23 protein-coding genes are annotated in these 26811 nt (G+C 48.8%); 10 read left to right on the top strand and 13 right to left on the bottom strand.

Annotated elements, in window-relative coordinates; all coding sequences use genetic code 11:
• Positions 1-353: 353 nt before the first annotated feature.
• Both B153_RS0111130 and B153_RS0111135 read right to left on the bottom strand, forming a co-directional pair.
• Positions 354-992 carry a response regulator gene (locus B153_RS0111130; RefSeq protein ID WP_020596783.1) on the bottom strand — a complete coding sequence of 213 codons (639 nt, stop codon included), beginning with the start codon at positions 990-992 and terminating at the stop codon, positions 354-356.
• Positions 993-1004: 12 nt separating this feature from the next.
• Positions 1005-4154, bottom strand: a complete 3150-nt coding sequence (locus B153_RS0111135) for a ligand-binding sensor domain-containing protein (RefSeq protein ID WP_020596784.1) — start codon at positions 4152-4154, stop codon at positions 1005-1007.
• Between the two features lie 436 nt (positions 4155-4590).
• Here B153_RS0111135 and B153_RS0111140 point away from each other — a divergent pair, with 436 nt between their 5' ends.
• The 3 genes from B153_RS0111140 to B153_RS0111150 all read left to right on the top strand — a co-directional run bounded on the left by B153_RS0111140 (position 4591) and on the right by B153_RS0111150 (position 6238).
• Positions 4591-5049: a lipocalin-like domain-containing protein gene (locus tag B153_RS0111140; RefSeq protein ID WP_020596785.1), complete on the top strand. Its 459-nt coding sequence runs from the start codon at positions 4591-4593 to the stop codon at positions 5047-5049.
• Between the two features lie 11 nt (positions 5050-5060).
• Entirely contained in the window at positions 5061-5666 is a 606-nt protein-coding gene (locus B153_RS0111145; RefSeq protein WP_157634644.1) for a hypothetical protein, read from the top strand.
• Between the two features lie 83 nt (positions 5667-5749).
• Positions 5750-6238, top strand: coding sequence for a hypothetical protein (locus B153_RS0111150; RefSeq protein ID WP_020596787.1), 489 nt, complete (start codon positions 5750-5752; stop codon positions 6236-6238).
• Between the two features lie 71 nt (positions 6239-6309).
• Here B153_RS0111150 and B153_RS0111155 read toward each other — a convergent pair whose 3' ends face one another.
• The 4 genes from B153_RS0111155 to B153_RS0111170 form a co-directional block, all read right to left on the bottom strand.
• Complete coding sequence (locus B153_RS0111155; RefSeq protein ID WP_020596788.1) at positions 6310-7644, bottom strand: DUF418 domain-containing protein; 1335 nt, start codon at positions 7642-7644, stop codon at positions 6310-6312.
• 114 nt (positions 7645-7758) lie between these two features.
• On the bottom strand, positions 7759-9039 hold the full coding sequence (gene rodA, locus B153_RS0111160; protein ID WP_020596789.1) for a rod shape-determining protein RodA: 1281 nt from the start codon (positions 9037-9039) through the stop codon (positions 7759-7761).
• Between the two features lie 111 nt (positions 9040-9150).
• The gene (locus B153_RS0111165) at positions 9151-11109 is read right to left on the bottom strand and encodes a peptidoglycan D,D-transpeptidase FtsI family protein (protein ID WP_026262071.1); all 1959 of its coding nucleotides are present in this window, start codon (positions 11107-11109) and stop codon (positions 9151-9153) included.
• 126 nt (positions 11110-11235) lie between these two features.
• The gene (locus B153_RS0111170) at positions 11236-12276 is read right to left on the bottom strand and encodes an SMP-30/gluconolactonase/LRE family protein (RefSeq protein WP_020596791.1); all 1041 of its coding nucleotides are present in this window, start codon (positions 12274-12276) and stop codon (positions 11236-11238) included.
• A gap of 101 nt (positions 12277-12377) precedes the next feature.
• Here B153_RS0111170 and B153_RS0111175 point away from each other — a divergent pair, with 101 nt between their 5' ends.
• The 3 genes from B153_RS0111175 (at position 12378) to B153_RS0111185 (ending at position 14813) form a co-directional block, all read left to right on the top strand.
• Positions 12378-12773, top strand: coding sequence for an iron chaperone (locus B153_RS0111175; RefSeq protein WP_020596792.1), 396 nt, complete (start codon positions 12378-12380; stop codon positions 12771-12773).
• A gap of 1 nt (position 12774) precedes the next feature.
• Positions 12775-13230 (top strand): DUF5990 family protein, encoded by a 456-nt coding sequence (locus B153_RS0111180; RefSeq protein WP_020596793.1) that lies wholly within the window; start codon positions 12775-12777, stop codon positions 13228-13230.
• A 143-nt stretch (positions 13231-13373) separates the two neighbouring features.
• Positions 13374-14813, top strand: a complete 1440-nt coding sequence (locus B153_RS0111185; protein WP_020596794.1) for a Gfo/Idh/MocA family protein — start codon at positions 13374-13376, stop codon at positions 14811-14813.
• Positions 14814-14946: 133 nt separating this feature from the next.
• Here B153_RS0111185 and B153_RS0111190 read toward each other — a convergent pair whose 3' ends face one another.
• The 5 genes from B153_RS0111190 to B153_RS0111205 all read right to left on the bottom strand — a co-directional run bounded on the left by B153_RS0111190 (position 14947) and on the right by B153_RS0111205 (position 18951).
• Positions 14947-15768, bottom strand: a complete 822-nt coding sequence (locus B153_RS0111190; RefSeq protein ID WP_026262073.1) for a helix-turn-helix domain-containing protein — start codon at positions 15766-15768, stop codon at positions 14947-14949.
• Between the two features lie 171 nt (positions 15769-15939).
• A complete protein-coding gene (locus tag B153_RS38540; RefSeq protein WP_245564864.1) occupies positions 15940-16419 on the bottom strand; it encodes a Rossmann-fold NAD(P)-binding domain-containing protein in 480 nt (159 codons plus the stop codon).
• Positions 16416-16970 carry an NAD-dependent epimerase/dehydratase family protein gene (locus B153_RS38545; protein WP_245564865.1) on the bottom strand — a complete coding sequence of 185 codons (555 nt, stop codon included), beginning with the start codon at positions 16968-16970 and terminating at the stop codon, positions 16416-16418. The genes B153_RS38540 and B153_RS38545 overlap by 4 nt, the downstream gene beginning before the upstream one ends.
• Positions 16971-17070: 100 nt before the next feature.
• Positions 17071-17973: an oxidoreductase gene (locus B153_RS0111200; protein ID WP_026262074.1), complete on the bottom strand. Its 903-nt coding sequence runs from the start codon at positions 17971-17973 to the stop codon at positions 17071-17073.
• Positions 17974-18054: 81 nt separating this feature from the next.
• A complete protein-coding gene (locus B153_RS0111205; protein ID WP_026262075.1) occupies positions 18055-18951 on the bottom strand; it encodes a helix-turn-helix domain-containing protein in 897 nt (298 codons plus the stop codon).
• A 191-nt stretch (positions 18952-19142) separates the two neighbouring features.
• On the opposite strand from B153_RS0111205, the gene B153_RS0111210 reads away from it, so the two are divergent.
• Entirely contained in the window at positions 19143-20810 is a 1668-nt protein-coding gene (locus B153_RS0111210) for an amidohydrolase (protein ID WP_020596799.1), read from the top strand.
• A gap of 83 nt (positions 20811-20893) precedes the next feature.
• Here the strand turns inward: B153_RS0111210 and B153_RS0111215 are convergent, their stop codons facing one another.
• On the bottom strand, positions 20894-23362 hold the full coding sequence (locus B153_RS0111215) for a TonB-dependent receptor plug domain-containing protein (RefSeq protein WP_020596800.1): 2469 nt from the start codon (positions 23360-23362) through the stop codon (positions 20894-20896).
• Between the two features lie 72 nt (positions 23363-23434).
• Here B153_RS0111215 and B153_RS0111220 point away from each other — a divergent pair, with 72 nt between their 5' ends.
• Positions 23435-24085 (top strand): oxidoreductase, encoded by a 651-nt coding sequence (locus B153_RS0111220; RefSeq protein WP_020596801.1) that lies wholly within the window; start codon positions 23435-23437, stop codon positions 24083-24085.
• Positions 24086-24090: 5 nt separating this feature from the next.
• Here B153_RS0111220 and B153_RS0111225 read toward each other — a convergent pair whose 3' ends face one another.
• Entirely contained in the window at positions 24091-25209 is a 1119-nt protein-coding gene (locus B153_RS0111225) for a DUF6786 family protein (protein WP_245564866.1), read from the bottom strand.
• Between the two features lie 206 nt (positions 25210-25415).
• On the opposite strand from B153_RS0111225, the gene B153_RS0111230 reads away from it, so the two are divergent.
• Together B153_RS0111230 and B153_RS0111235 are read left to right on the top strand one after the other, a co-directional pair.
• A complete protein-coding gene (locus B153_RS0111230) occupies positions 25416-25856 on the top strand; it encodes a GNAT family N-acetyltransferase (RefSeq protein WP_245564867.1) in 441 nt (146 codons plus the stop codon).
• Entirely contained in the window at positions 25856-26761 is a 906-nt protein-coding gene (locus B153_RS0111235; protein WP_020596804.1) for a serine hydrolase, read from the top strand. Before B153_RS0111230 ends, B153_RS0111235 begins: the two co-directional genes overlap by 1 nt.
• Positions 26762-26811 lie beyond the last annotated feature (50 nt).

A 26811-nucleotide genomic window follows, 5' to 3' on the forward strand; every position in this document is an offset into this window, starting at 1 on the left:
GCCAGGGTATAATCCAGGAATCGCCCATTGGGTTGGGGTATAGCCAGGGTGAAACTGGTCTTGGCGATGTCAATACCGACATAGATGGTGTTCATAGGCGTAGTTGATTAAGGCGTTTACCGCTGATGCTTATCGATTCTTTATTCGGGCTTTATGCCCCACGAACTGTTCAAGCTGGCGGTTGAAAACCTCCGTCGGCGACTCGCATTCCGAGCGGTCTTGGTGACCCTTGACAAAAGATAGTCTACCGACGGAGGCACTCAAAAGGACTGCTACAAACATAGAATGACAGAAAAATGCAGCAAATCTTTTATTACAGTGCATTAAATCCCTGCAAATCGGCTAAGCTATATTTATAGACCCTGTTCGTTCGCAAACTGGATAAGCTCGGCTACATTCGTAATATCGAGCTTATAATAGATGTTCTTCCGGTGCGTCTTTACCGTATCTTCGGCCAGAAAGAGCCGCCGGGCAATATCGGGCGTTGCCAGTCCCTGTTTGATCAGAACGATAATTTCCAGTTCTCTGGGCGACAGTTTAAAACGCCTGATGAATTCGTCTTCCTGATGCGGACTAGCCGCTTTTAATTTTGGATCGAAGTAGGTCATCCCGTTACTCACCTGATTCAAACAGCGCACGAGTTCTTCCTGCGAGGCACTTTTCAGTAAATAACCGGATATACCGATCTCCTGTAGCTCATCGACAAACTTCTGGTAGCTGTACATGGAGATGATCACGATCCGAACCGACGGAAACTCGCGAACGATCTGCCGGGAAAGGTCGATTCCATTGCGATTAGGCAGGTTTATATCCATCAGAACGATGGCCGGGTTTAATTTGTGGATGGCCGGAATCACGTCATTTCCCTGGTAAACCTGCCCCACTACCCTGAACAATGATCCATCAAACGTCAGCAAAGTTCGTAGCCCTTCATTGAATAGCTGGTGGTCGTCAGCAATCAGAATCGTACTAAACCGAACATCTGGAAGCATACAAAACACGCATCAAAGTAGAATATCCAGCGTAACAGTGGTTCCCCGCTCACCAGAGTCTATTTGTACTTTCGACTTCAGGTAAGCCACGCGGGAGCGAATATTTCGCAATCCAATGCCAGACCCCCTACCCGACTCGCCAGCCGGATAGCCCTGCCCATCGTCTTCGACCGATAAAAATACGTGTTTCGGGTAAAAAATCAACTGAACCGTAATATTCCGCGCTTTGGCATGCTTGATGGCATTATTGATCAACTCCACCACGATGCGATAAATGGTCAGCTCAGCTTCGTTGCCCAACGAACGTTCCTGCCCGTATTTGATAAACAGAAACCGAATGTCGGACCGGGTTTCAACCCGTCGGATAATTTCCTGAATGGACTCGGCCAGACCCAGTCTACTAAACTCGGGCGGCATCAGATGATGGGAGATGTGGCGTAGATCAACAATGGCTTTATCCATCAATTGAACAGGCGTTGCCAGGCTCCCCAGGGGATCATGGATTGATTGTAATTGCCCTTTGATAACCGATAAGGTAGCCCCTAAATCATCATGAAGGTCCGCAGCCAGATGCTGTCGTTCTTCTTCCTGGGCCTGCAACACCCGCTTTAACTCCTGACGTTGCCGACGAAGCCTTGTCTGGGTATAAATCCGTATAGCCAGTATGACCAACAGGATCAACCCAATAGCGGCTACTAGCCGAAACCAGGTAGTTTGCCACCAGGGTGGGTGAATAGTGACCCTGATAAACGTTCCCTTCTGATTCCATAGGCCATCGTTGTTGGACCCTTTAACCTGAAATGTGTAGGTTCCCGGCTCAAGATTGGTATAACTAATGTACCGCCTTGATTCACTGTAAATCCATTGTCGGTCCAATCCTGCCAACTGATACGCATATTGGTTCTTGGCTGGATTGATATAATCCAGTGCGGCAAATTCAAACGAAAGAAAATTCTCGTTGTAATCCAGATCGATTGTCGAGCTAAGTTCGGCTCCAGGCAGCGGCTTGTCGAAGAGTTTTATCTGCGTAATCACAATCGGAGGAATGTGCCTGTTGCTGGTTAATTTTCGAGGGTCAAAAGCCGTAAACCCATCGTCGCCCCCAAAATAAAGCATTCCATCCTTCCCTTTACAGTGCGGCCTCCGAAAGGCATTGTTTTGTACCCCATCGTTCACTTCGTAATTACGAAAGGTTCGGGTTTTGTACGAAAACCGCGACAGCCCTTTATAAGTCCCCAGCCATAATTGTCCCTCATTATCTTCATCAATGGAAAAAACAGAATTGTCGGCCAGGCCATCGGCTTTGGTGAATACCTGAAACGTTTCTGTTGCGTAGTCGAATCGACATAGCCCTCCGCCAATGGTTCCGAACCACAGGTTGCCTTTTGAATCCTGAAAAATACTCGACACACCATCAGACGAAATTGTGCCCGGTTTGAGCCGATTGGGGCGATAATGCGTAAAGCGCCCGGTTTTCCGATCCAGTCGGTTCAATGCCCGGCTGTCTGTACCAATCCAGATATTTCCCCGGTTGTCTTCCAGAAGGGCCATAGCATACGCTTCGCTGATACCGGTTGTATCTTTTGGATTGTACGCATAATGAACAACCTGCCCCGTCTTCGGATTAAACACCTTGACGCCATTGGTGGTACCCAGCCACAATACCCCCTGCCGGTCCTGGTACATGGTAAGAATCTGAATATTATCCCCCAATCCCGGATAGCGCCTTGGATTGCAGGTAAGGCAGTCGAATGTACCCGTCTGCCGATCAAAACGAGTGAACTCACCATTGCTGGACACCCATATATTTCCTTCCCGATCTTCGAGCATGGCTTCGGCATTACGCTTCGGCAAGCTTCCGGGGTTTCCGGGCTGGTGTCGGTAATGGACAAACTCACCAGTTTGCCTGTTCATTCGGTTTAGCCCATCCCCCGTTCCGACCCAGATCGTTCCGTATCGGTCTTCAACGATGAAACTGACAAACTTATAGCTTAACGAATGCGGCCGGTAAGGCAAAGGACGGTAAAACGTAAACGACTGGTTACCCGTATTGGCTTTATTGATTCCTTCGCCCCAGGTGCCAACCCATAATAGGCCCGATCGGTCAATGAGCATGGATCGGATGTGGTCGCTACTCAAACTGGCCGGATCAGCCGGATCGGGCAACAATTGGGTATAGTGTTCTTTTTTCGGGTCGAATTTAATGAGGCCATGATCGGGAGTACCCATCCAGAGATTACCCTGCTGATCATCGACCATGTAGATTGGCTTCTCGGTAATAGCCGCCTTAATCACCGAAGAGGAATCGGAGGGGTATTTATAATAGGTAAACATTCCCGTTTTGGGGTCGAAGCGATTCAGACCATTATGGGCGTTTACCCAAAAGCGTCCTGCACGATCTTCATAAACCCGCCATACCTGATCGTGGCTCAAACTGTGCGGATTGGCCGGATTATGTCGGTACGTTGTAAAGCTAACCTCTGGCGACTTACCAGGCCCACCCGACTTCAGATTCATCCGGTGCAACCCGCGTTCGCTACAAACCCAGATTGTTTTTCTCCGATCGCTATACACAGCAATAACAACTGGCGTCACGAGCTTGCCTTCTTTGCGTTCGGCCAGAAGGCTGGCGTAGTTGATCGAAGAAAACGTACCGCTTTTTTTGTCGAATCGTCGCAGCTCATCCCGCCAGTTCGACACCCAGATGCCCCCGTCCTGATCCTCGCCCATCGTAAAAATAGTGCCCTGGCTAAGGGTATGCGGATTAGGGCCGTAAGCCGTAAATTTTTCAGTATGAGGGTCCAGTTTACAAAGCCCCTGCCCGGCCATACCCAGCCAGATGGAGCCTTCTTTATCCTCCATCAATTGGTATATGACATTGCTCACAAGTGATGTCGTATCACCCGGTATCTTCTGATAGGTTGTAATCGTGTAGCCGTTGTATTTATTAAGACCATTGTCGGTAGCAAACCAAAGGTAGCCACGACTATCCTGAAGCATGGCGTGTACAATAGGATTAGAAAGACCCTGATTTACAGACAAATGCTCGAAACGAAGGGATGTATTTTGTGCATTACCCCACAAAGACCTGCCAAGAACAACGAACCATACCAATCCCAATACCCGACTCACGGGATATTTTGTCAGCAGTTTAAAAGCCATACAACTTATGTTGACTGTTTGTCGGGTTATTGACAATATATACGAAGGTAATGTACACTTCCTACAGTCCAAATACCCCAAAAGGGGTATAGATTCTTACCAGGAGATCGCTGAATTTTACTTCATAATTTATTGCGTCACTCAAATAGATCCTCTTGTGAGCCAATGGCAACCCAATCTTTACTATCGTTTACCAATTCAGCAATACGGTTTTCCGATTCTATCCAATTACCACACAACTTCCCGGTGTTGCCAGTCCTGCTATCTACTAAAGTAGCGCTCTAACGATCTATTTGCCTATCCGATGTCGCTGCTCTAGTGGTTCGACCACAGCCAGCTCATCAACTCGACCGAATTGCCGTTCAATCAAGGATTTGTTTCCTGTATTGAACGGCAATTTAGTTTGCAGCCACTTAACCAATAAACCCGATTTCGAATGTACCGTTCACTCATCTTCACGACGCTGATTGCCCTCTTTGGCACCGCATTTCGCCCAACCTTCGACACAATAACCGGCACCTGGAAGCGGACAGCCATGACGTTGGTTGAAAGCTCCGGCAAATCGACCGATATGCACAAAATGATGGAGACCAACATGCCCTGCACCAAAGAAATGACCTACACCTTCGGGGCAGATGGTACGATGAAAACCAATGTCCCCGATGCTTGTGGAACCTTAAAAAAGACCATCGAATCCATGAATGCCAGTGGTAAATGGACCATGAACGGCCATAAAGTGCTGGTGACGACCACGATGAAAGAGATTCCACCAGCTACTTATGATGTGGACGTAAAAGGAGGCACAATGACCTGGACGTTCAACTATGCCGACAACCCTAAAATGCCTAACCCCACCAAAGCACAGCGTATGACGATTGTCTATCAGCGGATTTAATGGGTATTCCAATGAAAAAGCCCAGGGGGTGTCTGTTCAGTTTGGCTTTACTCTTGCTGGTTCTGCTGGGATTAGGGGTTCTGTCGTTCTATGGCAGCATGTTTTTCGACCGCTATCAACGTCCCTGGGCTTATAGTACCTCCGCTCCGCTACTGGTCGGCCACTGGAAGGGGCAGTATGTCGATCCGGATAACATCGCCAAAACCATTGAGCTTACGATATTCGATCCAGAACCGGATGCCAAACGATGGAGCAGGGCTTTATCCTTTCGTGGTCGTCGGAAAGGTCGTCGTCGAACGGGTGCCTCCAAACGTTCGTTTGATGGACAGGCTATAGTTGTTAGCCGATTGGGCCGCGAAATGTATGCGGTCAACGGTTCAGTTGACAAAGACGATTACCATCGAATCAAGCTTACGTTCGATACCGAAACCAGCCGCAATTTCGAAAAGCCGACGTTCTATCTTTTGTTCGGGCAGGATGGACGCTGGTACAACAATGAGCTGACCTGTAAACTTGACTTTAGCTATCGGCGGAAAGATGGCTCCAGCTTTTGGAGCAGTGCCGATCCGCGTTTCGGCAAACAAACGCGCCTGACCCTTCACCGGGTTACTCCGTAGAAAATACTATTCATACCTAAACTTATCACTATCTTACCCTACTTATATCCTATTCGTAAACCCTCTTATTTAATCAATTAGTTATGCGCAGTTCTAGCCCTTCCTACACCGGCACCAAACCTATCCGTATCATTCTCCGGGCGGGTATAGTAGCCGGTATTTTAGATGCCCTGGCCGCCATGATGATGGTGCTGGTTCGGGGTGGTAACGATCCGTTGGTTGTCTGGAAATATGTAGCCAGTGGGGCTTTCGGTCCAGACGCATTGACCAATGGCCCCTCTATGATTTTCTGGGGGTTAGCTTTCCATTTTTTTATTGCCTTTTCGTTCGCTTCTCTGTTTTACGCAATTTATCCATTATTACGCCGATTCATCGACAACCCAACTGCGATGGGGTTATTATATGGCATCCCGGTTTGGGTCATTATGAACCTGATCGTTATTCCGGCAAGCCACATCAAAATGGCTCCTTTTGAGCTATCGAAAGTGGCCATTGGTATGGGTATCCTGATGGTCTGCGTTGGATTACCTATTGCCTTGATTGTAAGCAAAAACTATTCAGGCAAGGCATAAAAAGAGAGTCGGGCTGATGCCAACGAACGAATCGCATCAGCCCGACTTTCCCTGATTACCCTAATTTATAGTTATTTCCGGATGGGCTGCCTCTGCCAGTAGGTCAGACTGCGCCAGCCCCATTCGAGCGGACCGAACCGATAAAACTGCAGCCAGACAGCACTGCAAACCAGATTAATCACCCACACTCCGGCCACTACATAATACAACTGGTGATAATCCAGTTTGCCGAAATATCCCAGGCCATAGCCATTGAAAAACAGCGTACAACAGATGGTTTGCAGGATGTAATTACTGAAAGCCATCTGCCCCACATTGGCCAGCGCCTTCATCAGCCAGGGAAAAAGTTGCGAGCGATACATCAGCATGAGTAAACTGGCGTGACCGATTCCCACAAGTCCCCGCTGCAAATCATAGCCCAGTGCAGGAGACACCCATTGCTGGGTGTAGTGTACGGGATCGAGTAGCCGTTGCTGTACCAGAAACATCCCCAGAGCGCTTAAAGGCAACCCCATTCCATACCCCCCCAATAAAGTCAGCCAGTACGTCCGGGTAGTCAGTTTATTCGAGAAGAAACCTAACTTAAACAACGCCATTCCCAGAAACATCATACACAGGTTATCCCACAGGTAGAGGTACAGATACGTGGAGTGGAAGCGAATATTATCCGGCTCCAGCGTTTTATAGACGGTAGCATAATCAGAACGCATCTTCTGATTGAACTCAGCTACTTCTTTCCTATCCGGCTTCGACTCCTTGACAATCTTTTCCCAGGTCTCCTTGTCTTTTTTCTGCTCGTCGGTCAGTTTTTTGTGCGCTTTTTCCAGCACCATTACCTGCTGATATCGCTCGTATTTACCCCGGAATTCGATCTGCTGACGTTCCCGCTTTATGCCGTTGATCGACAGGCATATCAGTGAGCAAAGCAGCAACTGACGAGGACTTAGTTTACGGAACGGGAACAGAAACAAAGCACAGATGGCGTAATCGAACAAAATGTCGCCTACCCACATCAGGATATACTCGTGAATAACCCCAAACAATACCATCCACAACAACCGACGGTATAAGAAATCGGCCGAACTACCCAGACTATTTTCCTCCTTACGGCTTGTAAAAATAAGGATACCCGCTCCGAAGAGCATGGAAAATAAGGCGCGCATCTTTCCTTCGAACAGGACCGTAACTACGGCAAAGACGTTATAGTCGGTACTGCCCGGGCGTAGCAAGGGCTCACTTTCGAGCTGAAACGCCCGGCCAAAAAATGGGATATTCATCAGCAGAATACCCAGCAGAGCCATGCCCCGTACAATATCGATGGTTTTGATGCGCTCGGTAAGGGCTACCGGCTGGATAGCAGGCTGATCAGATGCTGCAATGACGGGAAGTGTAGCCGTTGATTCCATATAGAAGCAGATTGATTCACATTAGACCAAAATTGACTCACAAATAGCTGTAAATCAATTGGCTAAAGATAAAGCTTTTCTGCTTCTGTCAAAGAAATGAAGTTCGTAAACGGTTTACCGACGGGTAAAGGCTACCCGACGGGAGTCGAGTTTCAGGAAAATAAACAGCAAAATCGAGAACGACCAGAGCGACGAGCCACCATAACTAAAGAAAGGCAATGGAATCCCGATAACGGGCATGAGGCCAATGGTCATGCCAATGTTGACCATTATGTGGAAAAAGATAATACCCGCCACACAGTAGCCATACACCCGCGCAAATTTGGTCCGCTGTTTTTCGGCCAGAATGACGATGCGTATCAACAAAGCCACAAACAGAGAGATGACAACCAATGCGCCAATAAACCCGTGTTCTTCACCGATTGTACAGAAAATAAAGTCGGTGCTTTGCTCGGGTACGAAGTCGAATTTGGTTTGAGTACCTTCCAGGAACCCTTTTCCCTGTAATCGGCCTGAACCGATGGCAATTTTAGCCTGGGTAACGTTCCAGCCTACGCCGAGCGGGTCGATGGTAGGATCAACCAGTACTTTGATACGATTACGCTGGTGCTTCTGGAGCACATTGTTTACGAAGAAGTCAACCCCCGTTACGAAGATCATCATCCCGATCCCGACTACGCCTATCGCCAGTAAGTTAGCCAACGTTCGGTTGTAGCGTGGCATAATCAGAATCACCAATACTGCCAATACACCGATGCCAATAAAAATATACAGCTTAGGAAATATGAGGGCCAGGATAAACAAAGCTACGGCGCTTAAACCAACTGCCGGCATCCAACTGGGCAGGCCCTCCCGATACAGCATAATAGCAAAGGAAGCAAATACAAGCGTTGAGCCCGTTTCGTTGGAAGCAATAATGAGCAAACAAGGCAGAATAATGATCCCTGCTACGTAAAGCAAATCCTTCTGTTTGCTCAGGTTGATTCCCGGCACATCGAGGTATTTTGCCAGGGCCAGCGCCGTTGCCACTTTTGTAAACTCGGCAGGCTGAATCTGAAATGAGCCAAACTTAAACCACGACCGCGATCCGTTGATATTGCTTCCGGCTACAAGTACCAGAATCAGCATCAGAATCATAAACCCGTAAAAGACGAACGCGAACGTATCGAAAAACGTGTGGTTCACTACCAGAATACAAATAATCAGAATCACCGTTGTACCGATCCACATCAATTGCTTTCCGGCATTGGTCGACATATCGAAAGGACTTGTATGGAACTCAGGAGTATATACAGCGGCATACACATTGAGCCACCCCAGCGTTACGAGGCATAGATAGAGCAGCAGCGTAAGCCAGTCAATATTTTGCGAAAAGGGGTCGTTTTGGCGAGCCAATGTTTAATTCGGTTTTCAGTGTATGATTTACGGTTTTCAAATTGCGGAAGGCTGATGCACGAAACTACGGACACGCGCGAGCCCTCCATACCCTGAAAATCGCAAACTTGATTAATTTCCTGACGCTCCGGTTATCGTCACAGCTTTCGGTTTGGTAGCCGTCATCAGGGGTTTCGGAGCTGCTGGTTTCTGTGTAGTGTCTTTGTCCTTCTTTGGTGTCACTGGCTTCTTGGCATCAAAGAGGAATTGAGCGGGTGGCATATAATTCGACGCTTTCACCTGGGCATCCAAAACGGTAGCTTCGGTCTTGCGTTTCAGGTATCGTTCGGCCACCAGCGCTGCCACCGAAGCTGCTGCTTTTCCGCCCCAGCCAGCATTTTCAACAAACACCGCTACGGCAATTTTAGGGTCGTTCATCGGAGCGAAACCAATAAAGATCGAGTGGTCATATTTATGGCCAAACTTAGCGTTCTGAGCCGTTCCGGTTTTGCCACATAAATCAATACCAGCAATATTGGCCAAAGGGGTTACGGTACCATGCGCTACAGCACCGCGCATCCCATCGATGACGGGCAGATAATATTTGTAATCAATATCAGTCTGGTGCTTCACGCTGTATTCTGACGGAACGCCCACCCCTACTTTTCCAAAGCCTTTGATGTAGTGTGGTGTAATATACCACCCCCGGTTGGCAATGGTAGCCGCCAGGTTCACCAGTTTCATAGGGGTAATCAGCAGTTCACCTTCGCCAATACTGAGCGAGTACACATTCGAAAATTTCCAGCGTAGTGCCCCCCGATAGGCTTTGTCGTAGTATTCGGGTGTGGGCAAATTCCCTTTCCGTTCGAAAGGCAAATCAACCCCCAGTCGATCACCTATACCGAATTTTTCGACCATGTCGTGCCATTCCCGCAAACCAATAGCCGACGATTTGAAGACGTTGTGCTCGCCATTATGATAGATAAACTTGCGGAACACATTGTAGAAATACGGGTTACAGGAGTTCTGTACGGCTCCCCGCAGGTTGTTGCCCCCTCGGCAGTGACACCGCATGGGCGACCCTCCATGTCCATATACGGTATTGGGGAATAAGGTGCCCTGTTGCTGAGCAATCAGCGCCTGAATCAGTTTGAACGTGGAGCCAGGCCGATAGCTGGCCGTGGCCGGACGATTGATCAGCGGCTTGTATGGATTTTTGAGCAAAGCCCGGTAGTTTTTCGAAAAGAACCGGCTCGACAACATGTTCGGGTCGTAGGTAGGTGCCGATACCGATACCAGAATTTCGCCTGTCGACGGTTCCACAGCCAGCACCGCCCCGACTTTATTCTGCATCAGGCTATCGGCATATTTCTGAACCTCTACATCGATGCCGGTAATCAAATTCTGACCGGCTACGGCTAACGTATCAAATGCGCCATTCTTCCAGGAGCCCTTGTTTACACCATGCACGTTCTGCATCATGAATTTCACCCCTCGCTTGCCGCGCAACTGCTCTTCATACTGCTCCTCCAGGCCATTGTGTCCAATGTAATCGCCCTGTCGGTAGTAGACAATATCCTGATTGTCGAGTTGTTTTTTGCTGATTTCGCTCACATATCCCAACGCATTGGCGAGTGTATGGGCGGGATAGGTCCGCATGGAACTGATCACGGGCTCAAAGCCCCGATAATCGACCAGAGCATCCTGAATACGGGCAAAATCTTCTTTAGAAAGCTGCCGTAAAAACAGCGACGGTTTGACGCGGGAGTAATTCACCGCCAATCCCATAATGCTATCGAATTCGGGCCGGGAGATGTCCATCATCCGACAGAAAGCCGCCGTATCGGGTATACGAACCTGCTTGGGCGTGACGTATAAGTCGTAAACAGGTGTATTGTAAACGATTAACTGGTTATTCCGGTCGTAAATCTGGCCCCTGTATGGGATTTCGACCACCCGTTTAATGGAGTTCTTCGACGCTCCCAGCGAATAGGTATCGTCCAGAACCTGTAAATAAAACAAGCGGGTCAGATAAACTAAACCCACTAAGCAAAAGATGCCAATAATGACCCATCTCCGATTCTCTAACATGAGAATATACTCCGTTCAATCAAGCTATGTACTCTACACAAATTTAATGATGAATTATGAATTATGAATGAGGAATTGATCGCTATCGTGTAAATCATTCTTCATTCATAATTCATCATCAAATCTTCACCATCCTTTAGCAAACGTACGAATCCGGCAGAGGTACATATCGGCGGTAATATAAAGTGTGGTACCATCATCGCCCCAGGCGCAGTTGGCCGTATCAGCTCCTACTTTAATATGACCCAGTAGGTCGTAGGGGCCGGTTCCCTGGGTAGGTGCCATCACCAGTACGCCTTTTCCACCCGTTACCCACAGGTTACCATCGCGGTCTACTTTCATACCGTCGAACCCACCTTCCAGGCCTTGTTTCTTCATTTGCTCCGGCCCGAACACCATCCGACCTTTCCCAACCGATCCATCGGCCTGTATGGGATAGGCCATCACTACCGGACGCATCGGATCTGACTGCGCCACATACAGAATTTTCTCGTCGGGCGAGAGCGCAATCCCATTCGGGCGGCTCAAATCGCTCACCACAATGGATACCTGCCCGGGTACACCTGCCCGCTCAGGGCCTATTCGATACACCCCAAACCCATCCGTTTCCCGCGTGGGGTCTTTCTCTTTTTTAGGCATTCCATAGGGTGGATCCGTGAAATAATAGCTCCCATTGGAGTGAGCCACCACATCGTTGGGGCTGTTGAACCGTTTGCCGTTGTAGTTATCCGCCAGCGTGCGTTTCCCCCCCGGACTATTGAGTGGCATAGCCGTTACGCGTCGGTCGCCATGCTCGCACGCAATCAGACGCCCCTGTTTGTCGATCGTTAACCCGTTGGAACCGGGTTCATCTCCATAAGGCCCCACCCCCGTATAGCCGGAAGGCTTCATAAAGGGCGTAACTCCTTCTTTGTCGGTCCATTTATAAATGGTGTTTTGCGGAACATCCGAAAAGAGTAAAAAAGCCTCATTTTTTACCCAGATTGGCCCTTCGGTCCAGACAAATCCGCTGGCCAGCACCTCTATTTTAGCTTCGGCCGGAATCAATTTATCGAATCGCGGATCAGTTTTGATGATCTGTCCAATGGTTGGCAAAGGTGCATTCTGCGCAACAGTCAGGCTCTGGGTGGCCCAACCAATCAATACAAGTAAAACGGTTCTTTTCATAAGGAATGTCAGGAATTAGGTCAATGATACAAAGAAGCTTAGGTATTCGATGAGGAAAAGCGGATAACGAACTGCTTATAATGTTCTGACAAACTATACTAATGGATAAGTCTACTAAAACTCAATTCGCTACTGTCGATGAGTACATTGCGTCCCAACCCGAATCGACCCACGCTACCTTACAGCAAATCCGGCAGATTATCCGGCAGGCCGCTCCTGATGCCGAAGAAATCATCAGTTACCAGATGCCGGGTTACCGATCGGATGGTAAATTGATCTGGTTTGCGGCTGCCAAACATCATTACGGCATCTATGTCGTGCCCGCCATCCTGAAAGAATTCAAAGAGCGGCTCAGTGCCTATACGATGACGAAATCAGCCATTCATATTCCACTCGACGCACCTATACCAACTGACCTTCTTACCGAGATCGTCCAGTATGGTGTCCGGAAGAATCGAACGCTGAAATTGATGCAGGAGCAGGCTAAAAAGCGATAACATGCTACAGGAATTACCGCTGCGAATTGTGCTGGTGAAGCCTCCGATGGGTGTCGATTTTGGCTTACAACAAGGAAGCGGCCACACCTACCAGACCATCCAGACACAACGGTCGACTACACACGACCTGGTATTCTCGTTTACGGTACGCGTAAAAGGCGAGGCTTCTACCGACCCGTTGCCCACTCTGTTGGGCCCCTTTGTACAAGGCCCTCCCGGCGGACGTTTTGTGTATCTGGATATTGGCACAGCCGCCGGTCAGCACGATTCCGAATGGAGCCGACGCCTGAAAGTCCCCTTGTCCATTACATGGCATCTTCTTGAGCAGGCCGCTCTCAATCCCGATCAAATCCTGGAAACACAAGTTCCAGGAACGGGTAGAGATGGCACACCAACCTGCGGAACCGTAAAGCCATTTGCAGGCTGGCAACTGGTTAATCAATTTGGAGGGTCGTAACTAGTCCTAAAACAGAGAAACTCAGTAGAAGTAGAAAGGCCGTAATCAGGAGTCGCTCCTTCCCTGCTTCGAACCTGTTTGCTAAAAATCACCTGATTTCGCTTATTTTTAAAAAATTTTATTTTCCCCTATCTTAATCGTACATGGAAAACAACAAACAGGCGACTTCACCAAACAACGATTCTCAATCGTCACGGCGGTCGTTTCTGAAAACCCTTGGCTTAGCGGGTACAGCCGCTGCTGCTGCCCCAGCCGCCTTAGCCGAAACGACCTCATCCAATGCCGTTATTCCGCAGTACCTGAATCTGGTGCGAAGCCATAGCAGTACCGCAGCCAATGACAAAGTACGTATTGCCCTCATTGGTACCGGCGGTATGGGTATGGGCGATACCCAAACGGCGCTCATGGTCAATGGGGTCGAAATGGTGGCTGCCTGCGACCTATACGATGGCCGCTTACGCCGGGCCAAAGAGCTTTGGGGCGAAAACCTCGCTGTTACCAAAGATTACCGCCAGATTCTGGAACGTAGCGATGTCGATGCCATCATCAACGGCACGACTGACCACTGGCATGAAAAAATCTCATCCGATGCCATGCGCAAAGGCAAGCACGTATACTGCGAAAAGCCGATGGTGCAGAAGTTTGAAGATGGGCATACGCTGATCAAAGTCGCCAAAGAAACGGGTAAAGTATTTCAGGTTGGTAGCCAGTTTGCCAGTTCGTTGCTCATTGCCAAAGCGCGTGAACTGCTCAAAGCAGGCGACATCGGCGAACTGGTGTTTGTCGAAGCCATTTATGACCGTCATAGTGCACAGGGAGCCTGGCAATACTCGGTTCCACCCGATGCCTCTCCCCAAACGGTTGATTGGGATACCTATCTGGGCAGCGCCCCCAAACGCCCCTGGGACCCACTCCGTTTTTTCCGCTGGCGGAACTACATCGACTATGGTACGGGTATTGCCGGTGATTTGTACGTTCACCTGCTGACATCGCTCCACTGCATCACGGGCTCTAAAGGCCCTACACGCGTATACTCTACGGGCGGCACCCGCTACTGGAAAGATGGCCGTGATGTACCCGATATTCAACTGAGCATTTACGACTACCCCAAAACAGCCGAACATCCCGAATTTAACCTGACTACCCGCTCGAACTTCGAAGACGGTGGCGGTGGCAATTACCTGGTTCGGCTGGTGGGTACGGAAGGTGACCTGTCGCTTGGATTCGACAGTCTGACCGTTCACCGGAACAAATTCCCGAAAGAGCCGGGTATGTCGATTGATAATTTCCCGAAAGACCAGAAGGAACTCTACATTGCTGAATACAACAAACTGTATCCGCAAAAGCCCGAACTGGTTGGTCCGAAGGAGTTCAAGTACGCATTCCCGAAAGAATACAAAGGCGACCGCTACGAGCACTTCGTCAATTTCTTCAACTCGATCCGAACAGGGGCACCGAACGTAGAAGATGCCACCTTTGGGTTAAGAGCCTGTGGGCCAACGCAGTGTGGCAACATGAGCTATTACCAGAAGAAAATCGTTAGCTGGGACCCAATCAACATGAAGATCGTGGGGGCGTCCTAAACCGAATGGATTATCAGAAAACGGCCTTCGGCTTCCTGACCTCTGGAAAGCCGAAGGCCGATTCTATTTTACCTTGTTATGTTAGAAATGACTTTTATAAAACCATACTTTCGACACGTTAACAATAGATGGGCTATCCCACAGCTAAGGATTCCGGTAGGCTGTTTGGACTATAGCCAAATTGCTTTTTGAAGGCGTAAGAAAAATGCGACAGGTTTTCAAAGCCCGCGTCAATATACACATCAGACGGTTTTCTCTTTTTTACAGCAATCTGATAGTAAGCGAGTTCCAACCGTTTTTGGGTTAGCCATCGGCCGGGCGTTATGCTGAAGATCTTTTTGAAATCCTTTTTGAACGTCGTCAGGCTTCGGCCTGTCAGGTAGCCAAATTTTTCCAGGGGAAGATTGAACATAAAATTCTGCTCCATGAAATCAGCCAAGTCAATTTTGCCAGGCTCTTCGAACGAGCTGAGAATCTGAGTCGCCTGCTGATCGAACGCCTGCAAAAGAGTTAACGTTTCCTGCACTTTTATATCAGCCATATCGGCAGGCAGTACATCTGTTATGTCGAAATAAGGCAATAGCGACTGAAATAGGCCATCGAGTACTGGATGCTTAGTAACTACATGATGTTTCGACCAGTTATGCTGGGATGTAGCGACTGGATGAACTGCATAGAATTTTCGAAGCAATTCTTCGGGCAACAACACCGAAATGGATTTGAATGGACCCTTGTCAGCCGGAAACTTAGCCATTCTGCCTAACTGATTACGCGGTATAAGAATCGTATCGCCAACCTGAAAAGTATGTGTATGCTGGCTGTACGCAATGCTAATCGTCCCTGAAAAGATATGTACCAGCGCATGTTGCGACAGAATCACCTCCCGACTGTGGTGTCTTTCCCTGATACAGGACAAAAATACGCTTGCTCTGGTTTGGGCTCCCGAATATTCCATACAATAAAAGTAGGCACTGAACTATTTTTTACACCGTTCTGAGCAGCTTAATAAGTATCCGTTGCCTTTCCTGAATTCGAAACAAAGTGGCTGATTTTGTTCAGAGGGTATAGTACATTTTTAAAAGGTTTTCTCCAAACGTTAGCATCTGCCCTATGGCTTACAAAGTGATTATTTTACAAGCTGTAACCGAATTAAGCTTTCGGCACTGGCGACAATAGCCTCTTTATTGGAACGGGGTTGCCAGTTCAGTAAATGGCGGGCTTTTTCGTTACTGGCCCGTTTGACTAATCCCAAATGCGGAAGAATCAATCGGACCTCCGGATTAAACCAGCTTACGATCCGGATCAACCAGTTGGGTAGTTCGCGAGTAGGCACTTTATCGGCCTGTTTACCCAAGCGAGCCCGTATGATATTTGCTATATCCAGTAATGAAATCGACTCCCCTGCGACGGCAATAAACCGTTCACCATTTGCTTTCGGTGACGTCATCGCGTTGAGGTGTAGCGATGCTACGTCACGCACGTCTACATATCCAGAGATTATTTTAGGACAGCCCGCCAATTCACCATTGAGCATCCGGTGAATGATTTGAATCGAATGCGTATAATCAGCCGATAAAACAGGGCCCAGCACACCAGTAGGATTCACCGTCGACAACTCCATCCCCCCCCTTCTTTGGCAATAAAATCCCAAGCGATCTGTTCGGCCAATGTTTTGGATTTCTGATAAGGGGGAACGTCGTTTGCCAGATCTGTCCAGTCAGTTTCGGTATAGGGTGTGGCTTTGTTCGTACCGAAACCAATCGCGCCAAACGCTGATGTTAGAACAACTCGCTTTACGCCAGCATCACGGGCAGCTCGCAACACCCGCAAGACGCCCTCACGAGCGGGTCGAATGAAATCATCTTCGGACTTTGCATCGATCTTAGGCGTTGGTGACGCAACGTGCAGCACATAGGCACAACCGGCTGCTGCTTCGTGCCACCCTTTGTCACTGACAAGGTCAGCTTCTATAAATGATAGCGAGTCAAAAGAATTAATTCCGCCGGTTTTCAACATATCCCGAACCTCATCCGACCTGCTTAACGAACGTAATGTAGCCCGGACGGTATAGCCAGACTGCAAGAGTTGTATGATGCAATACGAAGCAATAAAACCGGAGCCTCCCGTGACCAACACTGTTTGATTTTGCCTTTCCATTGTTTTCTTTTTGATGGCAAAACTAAAAGCTGACATCGCTGCCAGCTTTGTTGAAAAGGCGGAATATAGTTTGTTTAAAAGGCCGCAATGCTAGGCACTTTTAAGCCGGAAAATAGATCCCCGTTGTCTGCTGCGCCAAATCCCATAAGCGGGCGGCTGTAGCTTCGTCCTGAGCATTGTCGGCGTAAGCAAACTTAACTGGATACCCTCGATAGCCACCGTCTTCGTGCGGACTATAGAAATCATCTCCCTGTACATCGGGCATGGTAGCTGCATACAGACTGGGCAGAGCACCCTGCCAGGGTTCCATCAACGCGCCAACACGTTGTACAGCAGCCGCAAAATCCTCCTGATTCATATGTCTAGATAATTCGGTGCTGTTGGCTCCAGGCTGAGCAGCAACTGACAATACCGAATCACCTGCCTGTTTACTTCGGCGGTCCAGTTCACGAGACAGAAGAATATCTGCCAGCTTACTTTGGCTATATTCGCGAGCGGCATCATACGACTGCTCGGAATGTAGGTTATCAAAATTGATCTGCCCGCGCAGATAGGCCATGCTACTCACCGTGACCACGCGCGAACCGAGTGTTGCCCTGAGTAGTGGATATAAATAGCCAGTCAGGGCAAAATGCCCGATGAAATTGACACCGAATTGAAGTTCAAACCCTTCTTCGGTTTTCAGTTCGGGGCAGTACATTACCCCAGCATTGTTGATCAGTACATCGAGTTTGCTGTTCGTTTTATTAAATTGTTCGGCAAATTGTTGAACTGATTTCAAGCTGACCAAGTCCAGGACAGCCGTTTCAACAGAGCCCCTTTCAGTTTGTTGCCGGATAGCTTCGGCGGCTTTGTCAGCCTTTTCCAGATCACGGCAGGCCAGCGTTACAGCAGCCCCGGCTTTCACCAGAGCGAGGGCTGTTTCATAGCCAATACCCGTATTACCGCCCGTTATAATCACGGTTTTGCCCGTCTGATCAGGCATATTGCTTGTTGTCCACATAATCATCTGATTTTATGGTAGCAAAGGTCCGACGAAAGGCAAAGGCAAGGGTTATAAAAACAAAACCAAAAACTACAAAAATCAATCTATCCTGAATGCCTTAGGCGTAACACCCACTCGCTTTTTGAAAAAAGTGGTGAAATGATTAGGCTCTTCAAATCCAAGGCTCCAGGCAATTTCGTTGATGGTCCAGTCAGTGGTTTTGAGGAGAACCCTGGCCTCCTGCAAAATTCGGTCGTTGATGAGCTGGATTGTCGTCTGGCCGGTTTGCTCTTTCAACGCCTTATTAAGGTAGTTGACGTGAATGTTTAGCTGCTGGGCAAAAGCGGATGGGGTACTTAATTGAATCACCTGATTGGAAAGGTCGATGGGAAATTGACGCTCCAGCAGTTCCCGAAAAATGGCAGTAATACGCTCGCTGGCATTAGATTGAGCGGGGGTTGATGCCTCAACCGGATGCCGCTTCTGGGCACCGTGAATAACTTCCATCAATAAATTACGAATCAGGTCGTATTTGAAGGTATAGCTACCAAGCAGTTCTGCTTCCATACGTACGAACAAATCCTGGAAGAATACAGCATCCGTTTCAGGCAGCATGAGCACCCCAGATTCTGTATACTGAAAAATCGGGAAGGAGTTCACTTCTCCCATTTTACTCAGAAACGCTTCGGTAAAAATGCAGATATAGCCAGTTTGTGCTTCTGTGATTCGCTCCCATAAATACGGTACCATCGGATTGGTAAAAACCAGGCTTGTTCCGTCAATGTCAAAGGTTTTATCGGCGTAGAAAATGCGATTCCGACCTGTAATTAAGCTGATTTTAAAGAAATTACGTCGACTATAATTCGACTGCTTATGATCTGGAGACAAGACATCTTCGATCCGAAAGACATTAAAATGACCGGCCTCCCCGCTCAGTGGCTGAAGTGGTTGCTGAATCCGGCCATAAAACGTATTGATTGTCGTAAAATCCGTCATAATCAAATCTACAAAAAACAAATCACATACGACAGCACGAATTCTAACAGCGGTTCATATACGATGAATCGATGCAAAATCAGTGACAGATATACTTATTTATACACAGGCCAGAACTACATCAAAAGCCAATTTTGCCATATATTTATAGGACATACAACCTTTTATCAAAATATACTTTCTTAACTTACATGAATAGCTTTATAAAAACACTTGCCATAGCCTGTCTGATTCCTGGCTTGTTGTGGGCACAAGGGAAAAGTCCGAAGGCCGTTGATGGCAAACTGGAGTCGCTTAAACAGGAAGCGATTAAGTCCATTGAGCAACGCAAAGATCAGGCTCAGCAAATCAACGACATGCTGTTCAGTTTCGCCGAACTGGGTTTTCAGGAAGAAGAATCGTTTACCTATCTGACCGGCATTCTCGAAAAAGAAGGATTTACCATTCAGAAAGGTATTGCCGGTATGCCCACGGCCTGGATTGCGACCTGGGGTTCGGGCAAACCCGTAATTGCCATTGGCTCCGATGTCGACTGCATTCCGAAAGCCAGCCAGAAACCCGGTGTTGCTTACAAAGACCCAATCGTAGAAGGTGCTCCCGGGCATGGCGAAGGGCACAATTCGGGACAGGCTCTGAACATTGTAGCCGCGCTGACAGTGAAACAATTGATGGAAAAGAACAAGCTGTCGGGTACGCTCATGCTGTGGCCGGGGGTTGCTGAAGAATTATTGGGGGCCAAAGCGTTCTACGTTCGGGATGGCTATTTCAAGGATGTCGATGCCTGTATTTTTACGCATGTGGGCGACAACCTCAGCGTAGCCTGGGGCGACATTGGCTACAATGGTATGGTCTCGGTCAAGTTCTCGTTTGAAGGCCAGGCGGCTCATGCAGCAGGTGCTCCCTGGCGGGGTCGAAGTGCCCTCGATGCCGTTGAACTGATGAATATCGGCTGGAATTTTCGTCGTGAACACCTCGAATTGACCCAACGCTCACACTATGTGGTTTCGGATGGTGGCGACCAACCCAACGTGGTTCCTTCTAAAGCATCGGTCTGGTACTACTTCCGCGAACGCTCCTACCCCAAGATCAAGGCCCTGTTCGATAAGGGAATCAAAATGGCCGAAGGAGCCGCGTTAATGACTGACACCAAATTTACTTACGAGATTCTGGGTTCGGCCTGGCCAGGCCATTTCAATAAACCCATAGCCGTCGATATGTACCAGAATATCAAGCGGATTGGCTTACCAACCTGGTCGCCCGAAGATCAGCTACTGGCCAAAGCAACCCAAAAAGAACTGCAGTCGCCCAATCTGGCTGGTCTGGATACGAAGCTGGATACGCTGGGAACACCCATCGCCAGTGCCCCAACGGTGATGATGGGCGGACAAAATATGGTGCCGCTGACTGGCGGCTCCGACGACATTTCGGACATTTCGTGGTCGGTCCCGACGGTTGTTCTGATCTATCCATCCAATATTCCGGGATTACCCGGTCATCACTGGTCGAACGCCATTTCGATGGCGACACCGATTGCGCATAAAGGCGTTGTAGCGGGTGCCAAAGTAGAAGCCATGACCCTGCTGGATATGCTGCTGAAGCCCGAACTCATTCAACAGGCGAAAACCTACTACACCGACGAACAAACCAAAGAGACGAAATACCAACCTCTGATTTCAACGAAAGAGATTCCGGCCATTTATCTGAACAAGAAAATTATGGCCGAATTCAAGCCGAAGCTGGCGCAGTTCTATTACGACCCTTCGAAGTATAAAACCTACCTGGAGCAACTCGGCATCAAATACCCAACCCTCCGCGACGACCAACGGGCCGAGCTGGAGAAGAAAAATGCAGGAAAATAGATGAATCCTTTTTCTGTTCCCGGATAGTATCTGAAAAACTATCCGGGAACAGAAAACCAGCCGCCAAACGGTGAACGTTTCGCTTACTCAACCACGACATTCCCTACGCCCACCCCCGGTTTGCCATCGACGGTTGCGCCTTCGGCCTGTAAGCGAATAGACGTTTTAGAATCGGAGGTAAAGAATGAAACGGTTGCTTTGCCCTGGCCATCGGTCTGAATCATGGGTGCCCAAAACAAGGTTGTGCGGTAATCGGGCCGAACGTGTTCTGGTTTTTTGACATCATAACGAGGTGCATAAAATTCGCGAACAGGTGCGTACCCCGGCAATTTGGCGATCAATGTACCGGGCGTTATATCTTTCGTATAATCGTAATTTGGAGCCCCTCGTTTGGTCAGAATGGATATGACGCCACCCGAAGCCCGTGAGCCATAAATAGCCGCTGATGCACCTTTCAGAATATCGACCCGGTCAACGTCCTGCACCGAAATCCCCATAATAGCCTGTAAATCCATCGGCATACCATCCAGCACAAACAGCGGGTCGACGGGGCCGTTGAAATTCGCTGCCCCCCGAATCTGTACGCGGGCATTAAAACCGGAGCCAATCACATTCACACCCGCCACGCGCCCCTGAATCACATCCAGAATCGTCATCCGTCCCGACGTATTTGTCTGATCGAATTTAACGCTGGCATCGGGCGTTCCGTAAATAACCCGCGAATCAAGTTCTTTTTCTTTACGGGCTTTAACCGTTACGGCCTGCAACAGCACTTCACCATTTCGTCGAATCTGCTCTTCAATTTGTTGGTACTCCTTTGTCCGGCGAATAAACTCAGCCAGTTCGTCCTGCCTGAACTCCAATGGATTGTAGGGTATTCTGGTCAGGGTTACTTTGGGAGTAAGCAACTGATCGAGGGTAATCGATACCGAGCGGTTGGCCTTTCCTTTTATTCCCTGAATCAGAACGGTTGTCGTGTCTGTAAAGTCGAGGTTATAGGCTCCGTAACGGCCGGTTTCGTCGGTTTCACCAATCAGGAAATCGCGGGTACTATCTCGCCTTACGAGCATAAAGGTCAGTTTTGCGGGCCCACCTACATCTTTCTGATTTGGACGAAGCACTCGGCCCGTCAGCGAGAGGCCGCCTTCGGCAGAATACGTGAGCGGAGGAATAGAACCCGACAGCACATCGTTCCAGGCAAACCGTCGCCACCCCTGCGTCATCAGCAGCAAATCCAGATGTTGCCAGCGATCGGTATGACGGGGATCGAAATAGTAGCCGGGTTGTTCAATGGTTCCCGTCAGATCGGACGATAACAGCAGATGCGACACCATAGTAGCGCTGTTGGAGTCAGCTTCGGGCACTAACCGGGCATCCACAGCCGCCAGCGACAGATTGGCTGGTACAGGTTGGCCCTGGGCGTTGGTCGTTGTGATCGTCAGCTCCACTTTTTCCCGATTTCTATACGCTTTTTTCGTTGGGTCGAGCGTTACCGTAATCTGATCATTTTTAGAAACGAACACCAGACGCTCACAAATGGGCTTCTGCGTTTCGTCGAACAGGGTCAACTGGGCAATGCCTTCAGGAAAATCGGCTTTCGGCAGTTGGATCAGCGCCCCTTTCTTGCTCAATGGAATCCGGGCCACCTGAACGGTCTGGCCCCGTGTTTGGGAAAAAAGTGTAAGGACCTTTGTCGGGTCGGTGCTGGTTTTAGTATGCCGTATATAGACTTTGATCTGGTCTTTATTACTCAGGTTATCAACCTGCATAACCGCTCCCTGCGCCTGTGAGGCCGGGAGCGGATAAGCCGTTATCTGTCCGTCGGGTAGTTTGACAAAGGCTGTATATACTTGGCCGGGTTCGGGTTTGAACGTAAAATACCCCATACCCAGGTGCGTACTTGTGAAGCCTATCAATGTATCTTTTTTGGCATCCAGCACAAAGCCATCAAGGCTCATGCTTCGCCCCTGTGCATCTACGGCCTTGAAGGCCACCCGACTTTCGATACCTTCGACCAGTTGCCCCCCTTCGGGCAGAAACTGCACATCCGGTTTCCCGGCATTCTGTTTCGTTTGAGGGTCTATGGCCCCATCGCTTCGAAGAATCGTCAGGGTTTTGTAGAAGTAATACGCTTCAGGCTCATTCCGCATAAAACCTGTATAGCCCCGTAGCTGGTAGCTCCCAGCGGGTATTGAATCGGGCAGGAGCAGTTGTCCCGGTGCGTAGCCGTTGGTAGCACGAAGTTGCGTTCGGAGTCGTACCCGTTTGGCGAGTGGGTCCACAAGGTCAATGTAGAGAACCCGGCTCACTGTATCGGCTTCGTGGTTGGTACCATTGACCACATACCCTTTTAGCCAGATAGTCTCTCCCAGCAAGTAGGCATCCCGATCGGTATGAATATAGACTTTCTCAATAGGTCGGGCCCGATTATACGCGCGAAACTGCTCAATTAATCGTTTACTAAATTCATCGTCTGCCCATCGAAAGGCGAAGATCGACATGGTCACTAGACCAACAAACAGGCAGGCTGAACGTGAAAAGGCTGGATACATAAAATAGATTTCAGGCAGTTGTACCTTATTAACGAGTCAAAGTCACTAATTTAGTAAAATACCCTCTCTACCATGACTACGCCCAGCCCCAAAACAGCTTTAGTGATCGGTGCCACCGGACTTATAGGCAACCTATTGACTCATCGTTTAGTAGACTCGGCTTTTTATTCAAACGTTAAGGTACTGGTACGCAAGTCGTTGAACTGGCAGCATCCTCGTCTGCAGGAAGTGGTTTTCGATTTCGATCATCCAAACGGATTACTCACTCAGGCCGATGATATTTTTTGCTGCCTGGGAACGACCATCAAAAAAGCAGGCTCCCAAGAAGCGTTTCGGAAAGTAGACTATCAGTATCCACTCGACATTGCCCGGCTCAGTTTAGCCAGTGGAGCCAGCCAGTTCGCCATCGTTACAGCGATGGGTGCAAAGGCTGACTCTTCGATTTTCTATAATCGGGTAAAAGGCGAAGTGGAACGCGATCTGGCAGCGTTGAACTTCCCCACGCTTCTCATTTTTCGTCCTTCGCTCCTGTTGGGGGACCGATCCGAATCGCGGCTGGGCGAACGCATCGGCGCAGGTGTTATGCGCTTGTTTGCCCCGCTTATCCCTGCCAGATACAAAGCCATCGATGCATCGAAAGTGGCCAATGCCATGCTGGAAACAACTCAGCAGGGCCTGAAAGGCAGGCACTTATTCGAATCCGATGTTTTACAGAAATTCTAGCCTGATTACTTCAGCGCATCCAGGTTTGTATGCAGAAGCCGTTCGGCCAGTTGGTTGAGTAGTGGTGCTGTCCCTTGTATGTGGAAGGTTGTATGCCGATGCCGCTGTTTGGCTCCCGGAACAAGGCTGGCCGCTGGTGATGAGGATTCTAATTCGTAGAATTGCCCCATTTGCGGCTGCCCGGGTTTCATAGGGCCATCATTATACGCGTTCAGGACATCGCCCGAAAAGGGTTCTTTTTGTATTTCCCAGGCCGAATTCACATACGCCCGGTCGGTCGGATTGAAATCGTACGTCACAAGCGTCAGCGTTTTCGTAGTTGCATCGTAGCTACCGACCCAATTGGTGGCACGGGCAGGCGAAACCCCTATTTTGCTCCGGTAGTTAGCATCGGCCTTAAAGAAAGCGACGGTTTTATTTATTCGTAACCGATCCGCCGGGACTTTACCAAAATAGGCATCATTGACAGGCTGGCCCGTTCCTTCCCGATACGGCACGATGATCGTAGACGTAGGAGAGGCATTCATCATGCCTAATATCCAGATGGATGGCATACCCGTTTGTGCCGTCCAGGCCTGCTTCCCTTTGTTGGTAATGGTGTTATCGGACTGAACGCCAACTACTTTCATGGAATCGCTATGGACAGACAGGTAGCGTTCTATATCTGCTTTGTCCAGTAGTTTAACAGTACGCTCGATCCCAATATCCAGCCGGGTGCCCGAGTAGTTGGTTAATGAAACCGTTCGGGTAAAGGTAGCCGATGTTTTTGACGAGTCAGCAACGGTAAACGGTTCTGAATCAATAGCTGCCGGAGTTTGCCAATGATCGCCATCAAACGGATCCCCTTTTTTAAAATACAAGGCAAACTGCCCCCCTTCCGGTCCAAGCCAGAAGCGATCTTCCCCTCCAAACGCGTTCATGTGGGGCAATAACTTACCCGATTTGATAAGGTCATAATTAATCCAGCCATAACTGGTTTCGCCATCGGCCGTACTCGTCATGACCCGTCCCTGGTAAGCTGGGCAGATCAATGCGCTGGCATTTCCCGATCGCAACTCGATAAGGTCGGGATGATGTTCCCGCAAAAACTCCCGGTCGTTGATGTATAGATTTGCTGTCGTCACGGCAGAAATAGAGTCATTTGAGCTAGTATTTTCAGATCCTGTGGTGGCGTTTCTTCCCGAACAGGCAACGAATAAACCACCAAAAAGCATAAGAATGTATTTGTTCATACGAAAAAACGGCGGACCAGATAAAAATAACGAACTTGAGCAGGCATTTTTAGAAAACCAGTACTCCTTAAATTCCAGTGTACTCCCAATCTACTTTTGTGAATGAGATACAAATTCGTGCGGCCTTACAGACCGATGCACCTGCCATTTATACGTTCATCTGTTTGTTGGAAGAAACGACACTGGATACCAGCGTTTTTGACACCATCTATCAGCAAAATCTGGTGAATCCAGCCATTCACTATCTGGTGGCCGAAAAACAGGGGCAAGTGGTCGGATTTGTTAGTTGCCATGTCCAGTATCTACTGCATCATGGTGGTAAGGTAGGCGAAATTCAGGAACTGTTTGTTCAGCCTGAGGTTCGGAATCAGGGGATTGGCCAGCAACTTATAACCGCATTGAAAACAATCGGCTTACAAGAGCAATTCATAAACCTGGAAGTCACCACCAATCAAAAGCGCACAGATACCATTCGGTTTTATGAACGCGAAGCCTTCCATCGTACTCATATTAAGTTCGTTTATCCTTTTCAATCCTAATGCGGCTCTTTTTTCTTCTTATCTGCGCTACTTTATCCACGTATGCTCAGTCAACGCTCAAAAACGATACTCGTCTGGAGCGAAAACTTCAGTCGGCGCTCGCTGGTTTCCGGGGTAATGTAGGTGTGTACGTGTACCATATTCGCTCTGGCAAACGTGTCTCGATCAATGCTGACACCTTATTCCCCACAGCCAGTATGATCAAAATCCCGATTCAATGTGGGGTATTCGACAAAATTCATAAGGGTGAACTTAGCTATAATCAGGAACTGGTCTATAAGGACTCGCTCCATTATGATGACGGCATCGTGGGATCATTAAAAGATGGGGCCAGGATTACCCTTAGCAAGGTGGTTATGCTGATGGAAACAGTGAGCGATAACACAGGAAGCCTCTGGTGTCAGGCATTGGCTGGTGGCGGCTCTGCTATCAATACCTGGCTCGAAACCAACGGATTTCATCAGACGCGCGTCAACTCCCGAACACCTGGGCGAGAAGCCAACCGAACGCAGTATGGCTGGGGGCAAACCACTCCCCACGAAATGGCAGAGTTGCTGGTCTATATTCGACAGGGTAAAGCTGTTAGCCCCGATGCCAGCGATGAAATGTACCGAAACCTAGGCCGTCAGTTTTGGGATGGCGATGGCCTGTCACAGATTCCACCTGATGTAAAAGTAGCCACCAAGAACGGTGCCGTTAACCAGTCACGATCAGAAGTTGTACTGGTTCACGCACCCCACGGCGATTATGTGTATTGCATCATGACCAAGAATCAGCAGGACCAGACCTGGGAGCGAACGAATGAAGGCTATGAACTCTTACGTACTGTGGGGGCCCTTATCTGGCACCACTTTGAACCCAAATCAACTTGGAAACCTGCCGAAGGTTACGAAAAATGGTGGTAAATTGGTTATAAAAACAGGCAATCATTTGTAACGTAAAATGCTTTAATATT

This window comes from Spirosoma panaciterrae DSM 21099 (assembly GCF_000374025.1).
GTDB lineage: Bacteria > Bacteroidota > Bacteroidia > Cytophagales > Spirosomataceae > Spirosoma > Spirosoma panaciterrae.

Bases quoted from the DNA above. Each gene is read 5' to 3' on its own strand.
- B153_RS0111145 (WP_157634644.1), top strand. From the start codon at position 5,061: ATGAAAAAGCCCAGGGGGTGTCTGTTCAGTTTGGCTTTACTCTTGCTG.
- B153_RS0111210 (WP_020596799.1), top strand. From the start codon at position 19,143: ATGAATAGCTTTATAAAAACACTTGCCATAGCCTGTCTGATTCCTGGC.
- B153_RS38545 (WP_245564865.1), bottom strand. From the start codon at position 16,970: ATGGAAAGGCAAAATCAAACAGTGTTGGTCACGGGAGGCTCCGGTTTT.
- B153_RS0111155 (WP_020596788.1), bottom strand. From the start codon at position 7,644: ATGGAATCAACGGCTACACTTCCCGTCATTGCAGCATCTGATCAGCCT.
- B153_RS0111185 (WP_020596794.1), top strand. From the start codon at position 13,374: ATGGAAAACAACAAACAGGCGACTTCACCAAACAACGATTCTCAATCG.
- B153_RS0111235 (WP_020596804.1), top strand. From the start codon at position 25,856: ATGCGGCTCTTTTTTCTTCTTATCTGCGCTACTTTATCCACGTATGCT.
- B153_RS0111165 (WP_026262071.1), bottom strand. From the start codon at position 11,109: ATGTTAGAGAATCGGAGATGGGTCATTATTGGCATCTTTTGCTTAGTG.
- B153_RS0111180 (WP_020596793.1), top strand. From the start codon at position 12,775: ATGCTACAGGAATTACCGCTGCGAATTGTGCTGGTGAAGCCTCCGATG.
- B153_RS0111130 (WP_020596783.1), bottom strand. From the start codon at position 992: ATGCTTCCAGATGTTCGGTTTAGTACGATTCTGATTGCTGACGACCAC.
- B153_RS0111175 (WP_020596792.1), top strand. From the start codon at position 12,378: ATGGATAAGTCTACTAAAACTCAATTCGCTACTGTCGATGAGTACATT.
- B153_RS0111220 (WP_020596801.1), top strand. From the start codon at position 23,435: ATGACTACGCCCAGCCCCAAAACAGCTTTAGTGATCGGTGCCACCGGA.
- B153_RS0111200 (WP_026262074.1), bottom strand. From the start codon at position 17,973: ATGTGGACAACAAGCAATATGCCTGATCAGACGGGCAAAACCGTGATT.
- B153_RS0111150 (WP_020596787.1), top strand. From the start codon at position 5,750: ATGCGCAGTTCTAGCCCTTCCTACACCGGCACCAAACCTATCCGTATC.
- B153_RS0111205 (WP_026262075.1), bottom strand. From the start codon at position 18,951: ATGACGGATTTTACGACAATCAATACGTTTTATGGCCGGATTCAGCAA.
- B153_RS0111140 (WP_020596785.1), top strand. From the start codon at position 4,591: ATGTACCGTTCACTCATCTTCACGACGCTGATTGCCCTCTTTGGCACC.
- B153_RS0111170 (WP_020596791.1), bottom strand. From the start codon at position 12,276: ATGAAAAGAACCGTTTTACTTGTATTGATTGGTTGGGCCACCCAGAGC.
- B153_RS0111190 (WP_026262073.1), bottom strand. From the start codon at position 15,768: ATGGAATATTCGGGAGCCCAAACCAGAGCAAGCGTATTTTTGTCCTGT.
- B153_RS0111135 (WP_020596784.1), bottom strand. From the start codon at position 4,154: ATGGCTTTTAAACTGCTGACAAAATATCCCGTGAGTCGGGTATTGGGA.
- B153_RS0111215 (WP_020596800.1), bottom strand. From the start codon at position 23,362: ATGTATCCAGCCTTTTCACGTTCAGCCTGCCTGTTTGTTGGTCTAGTG.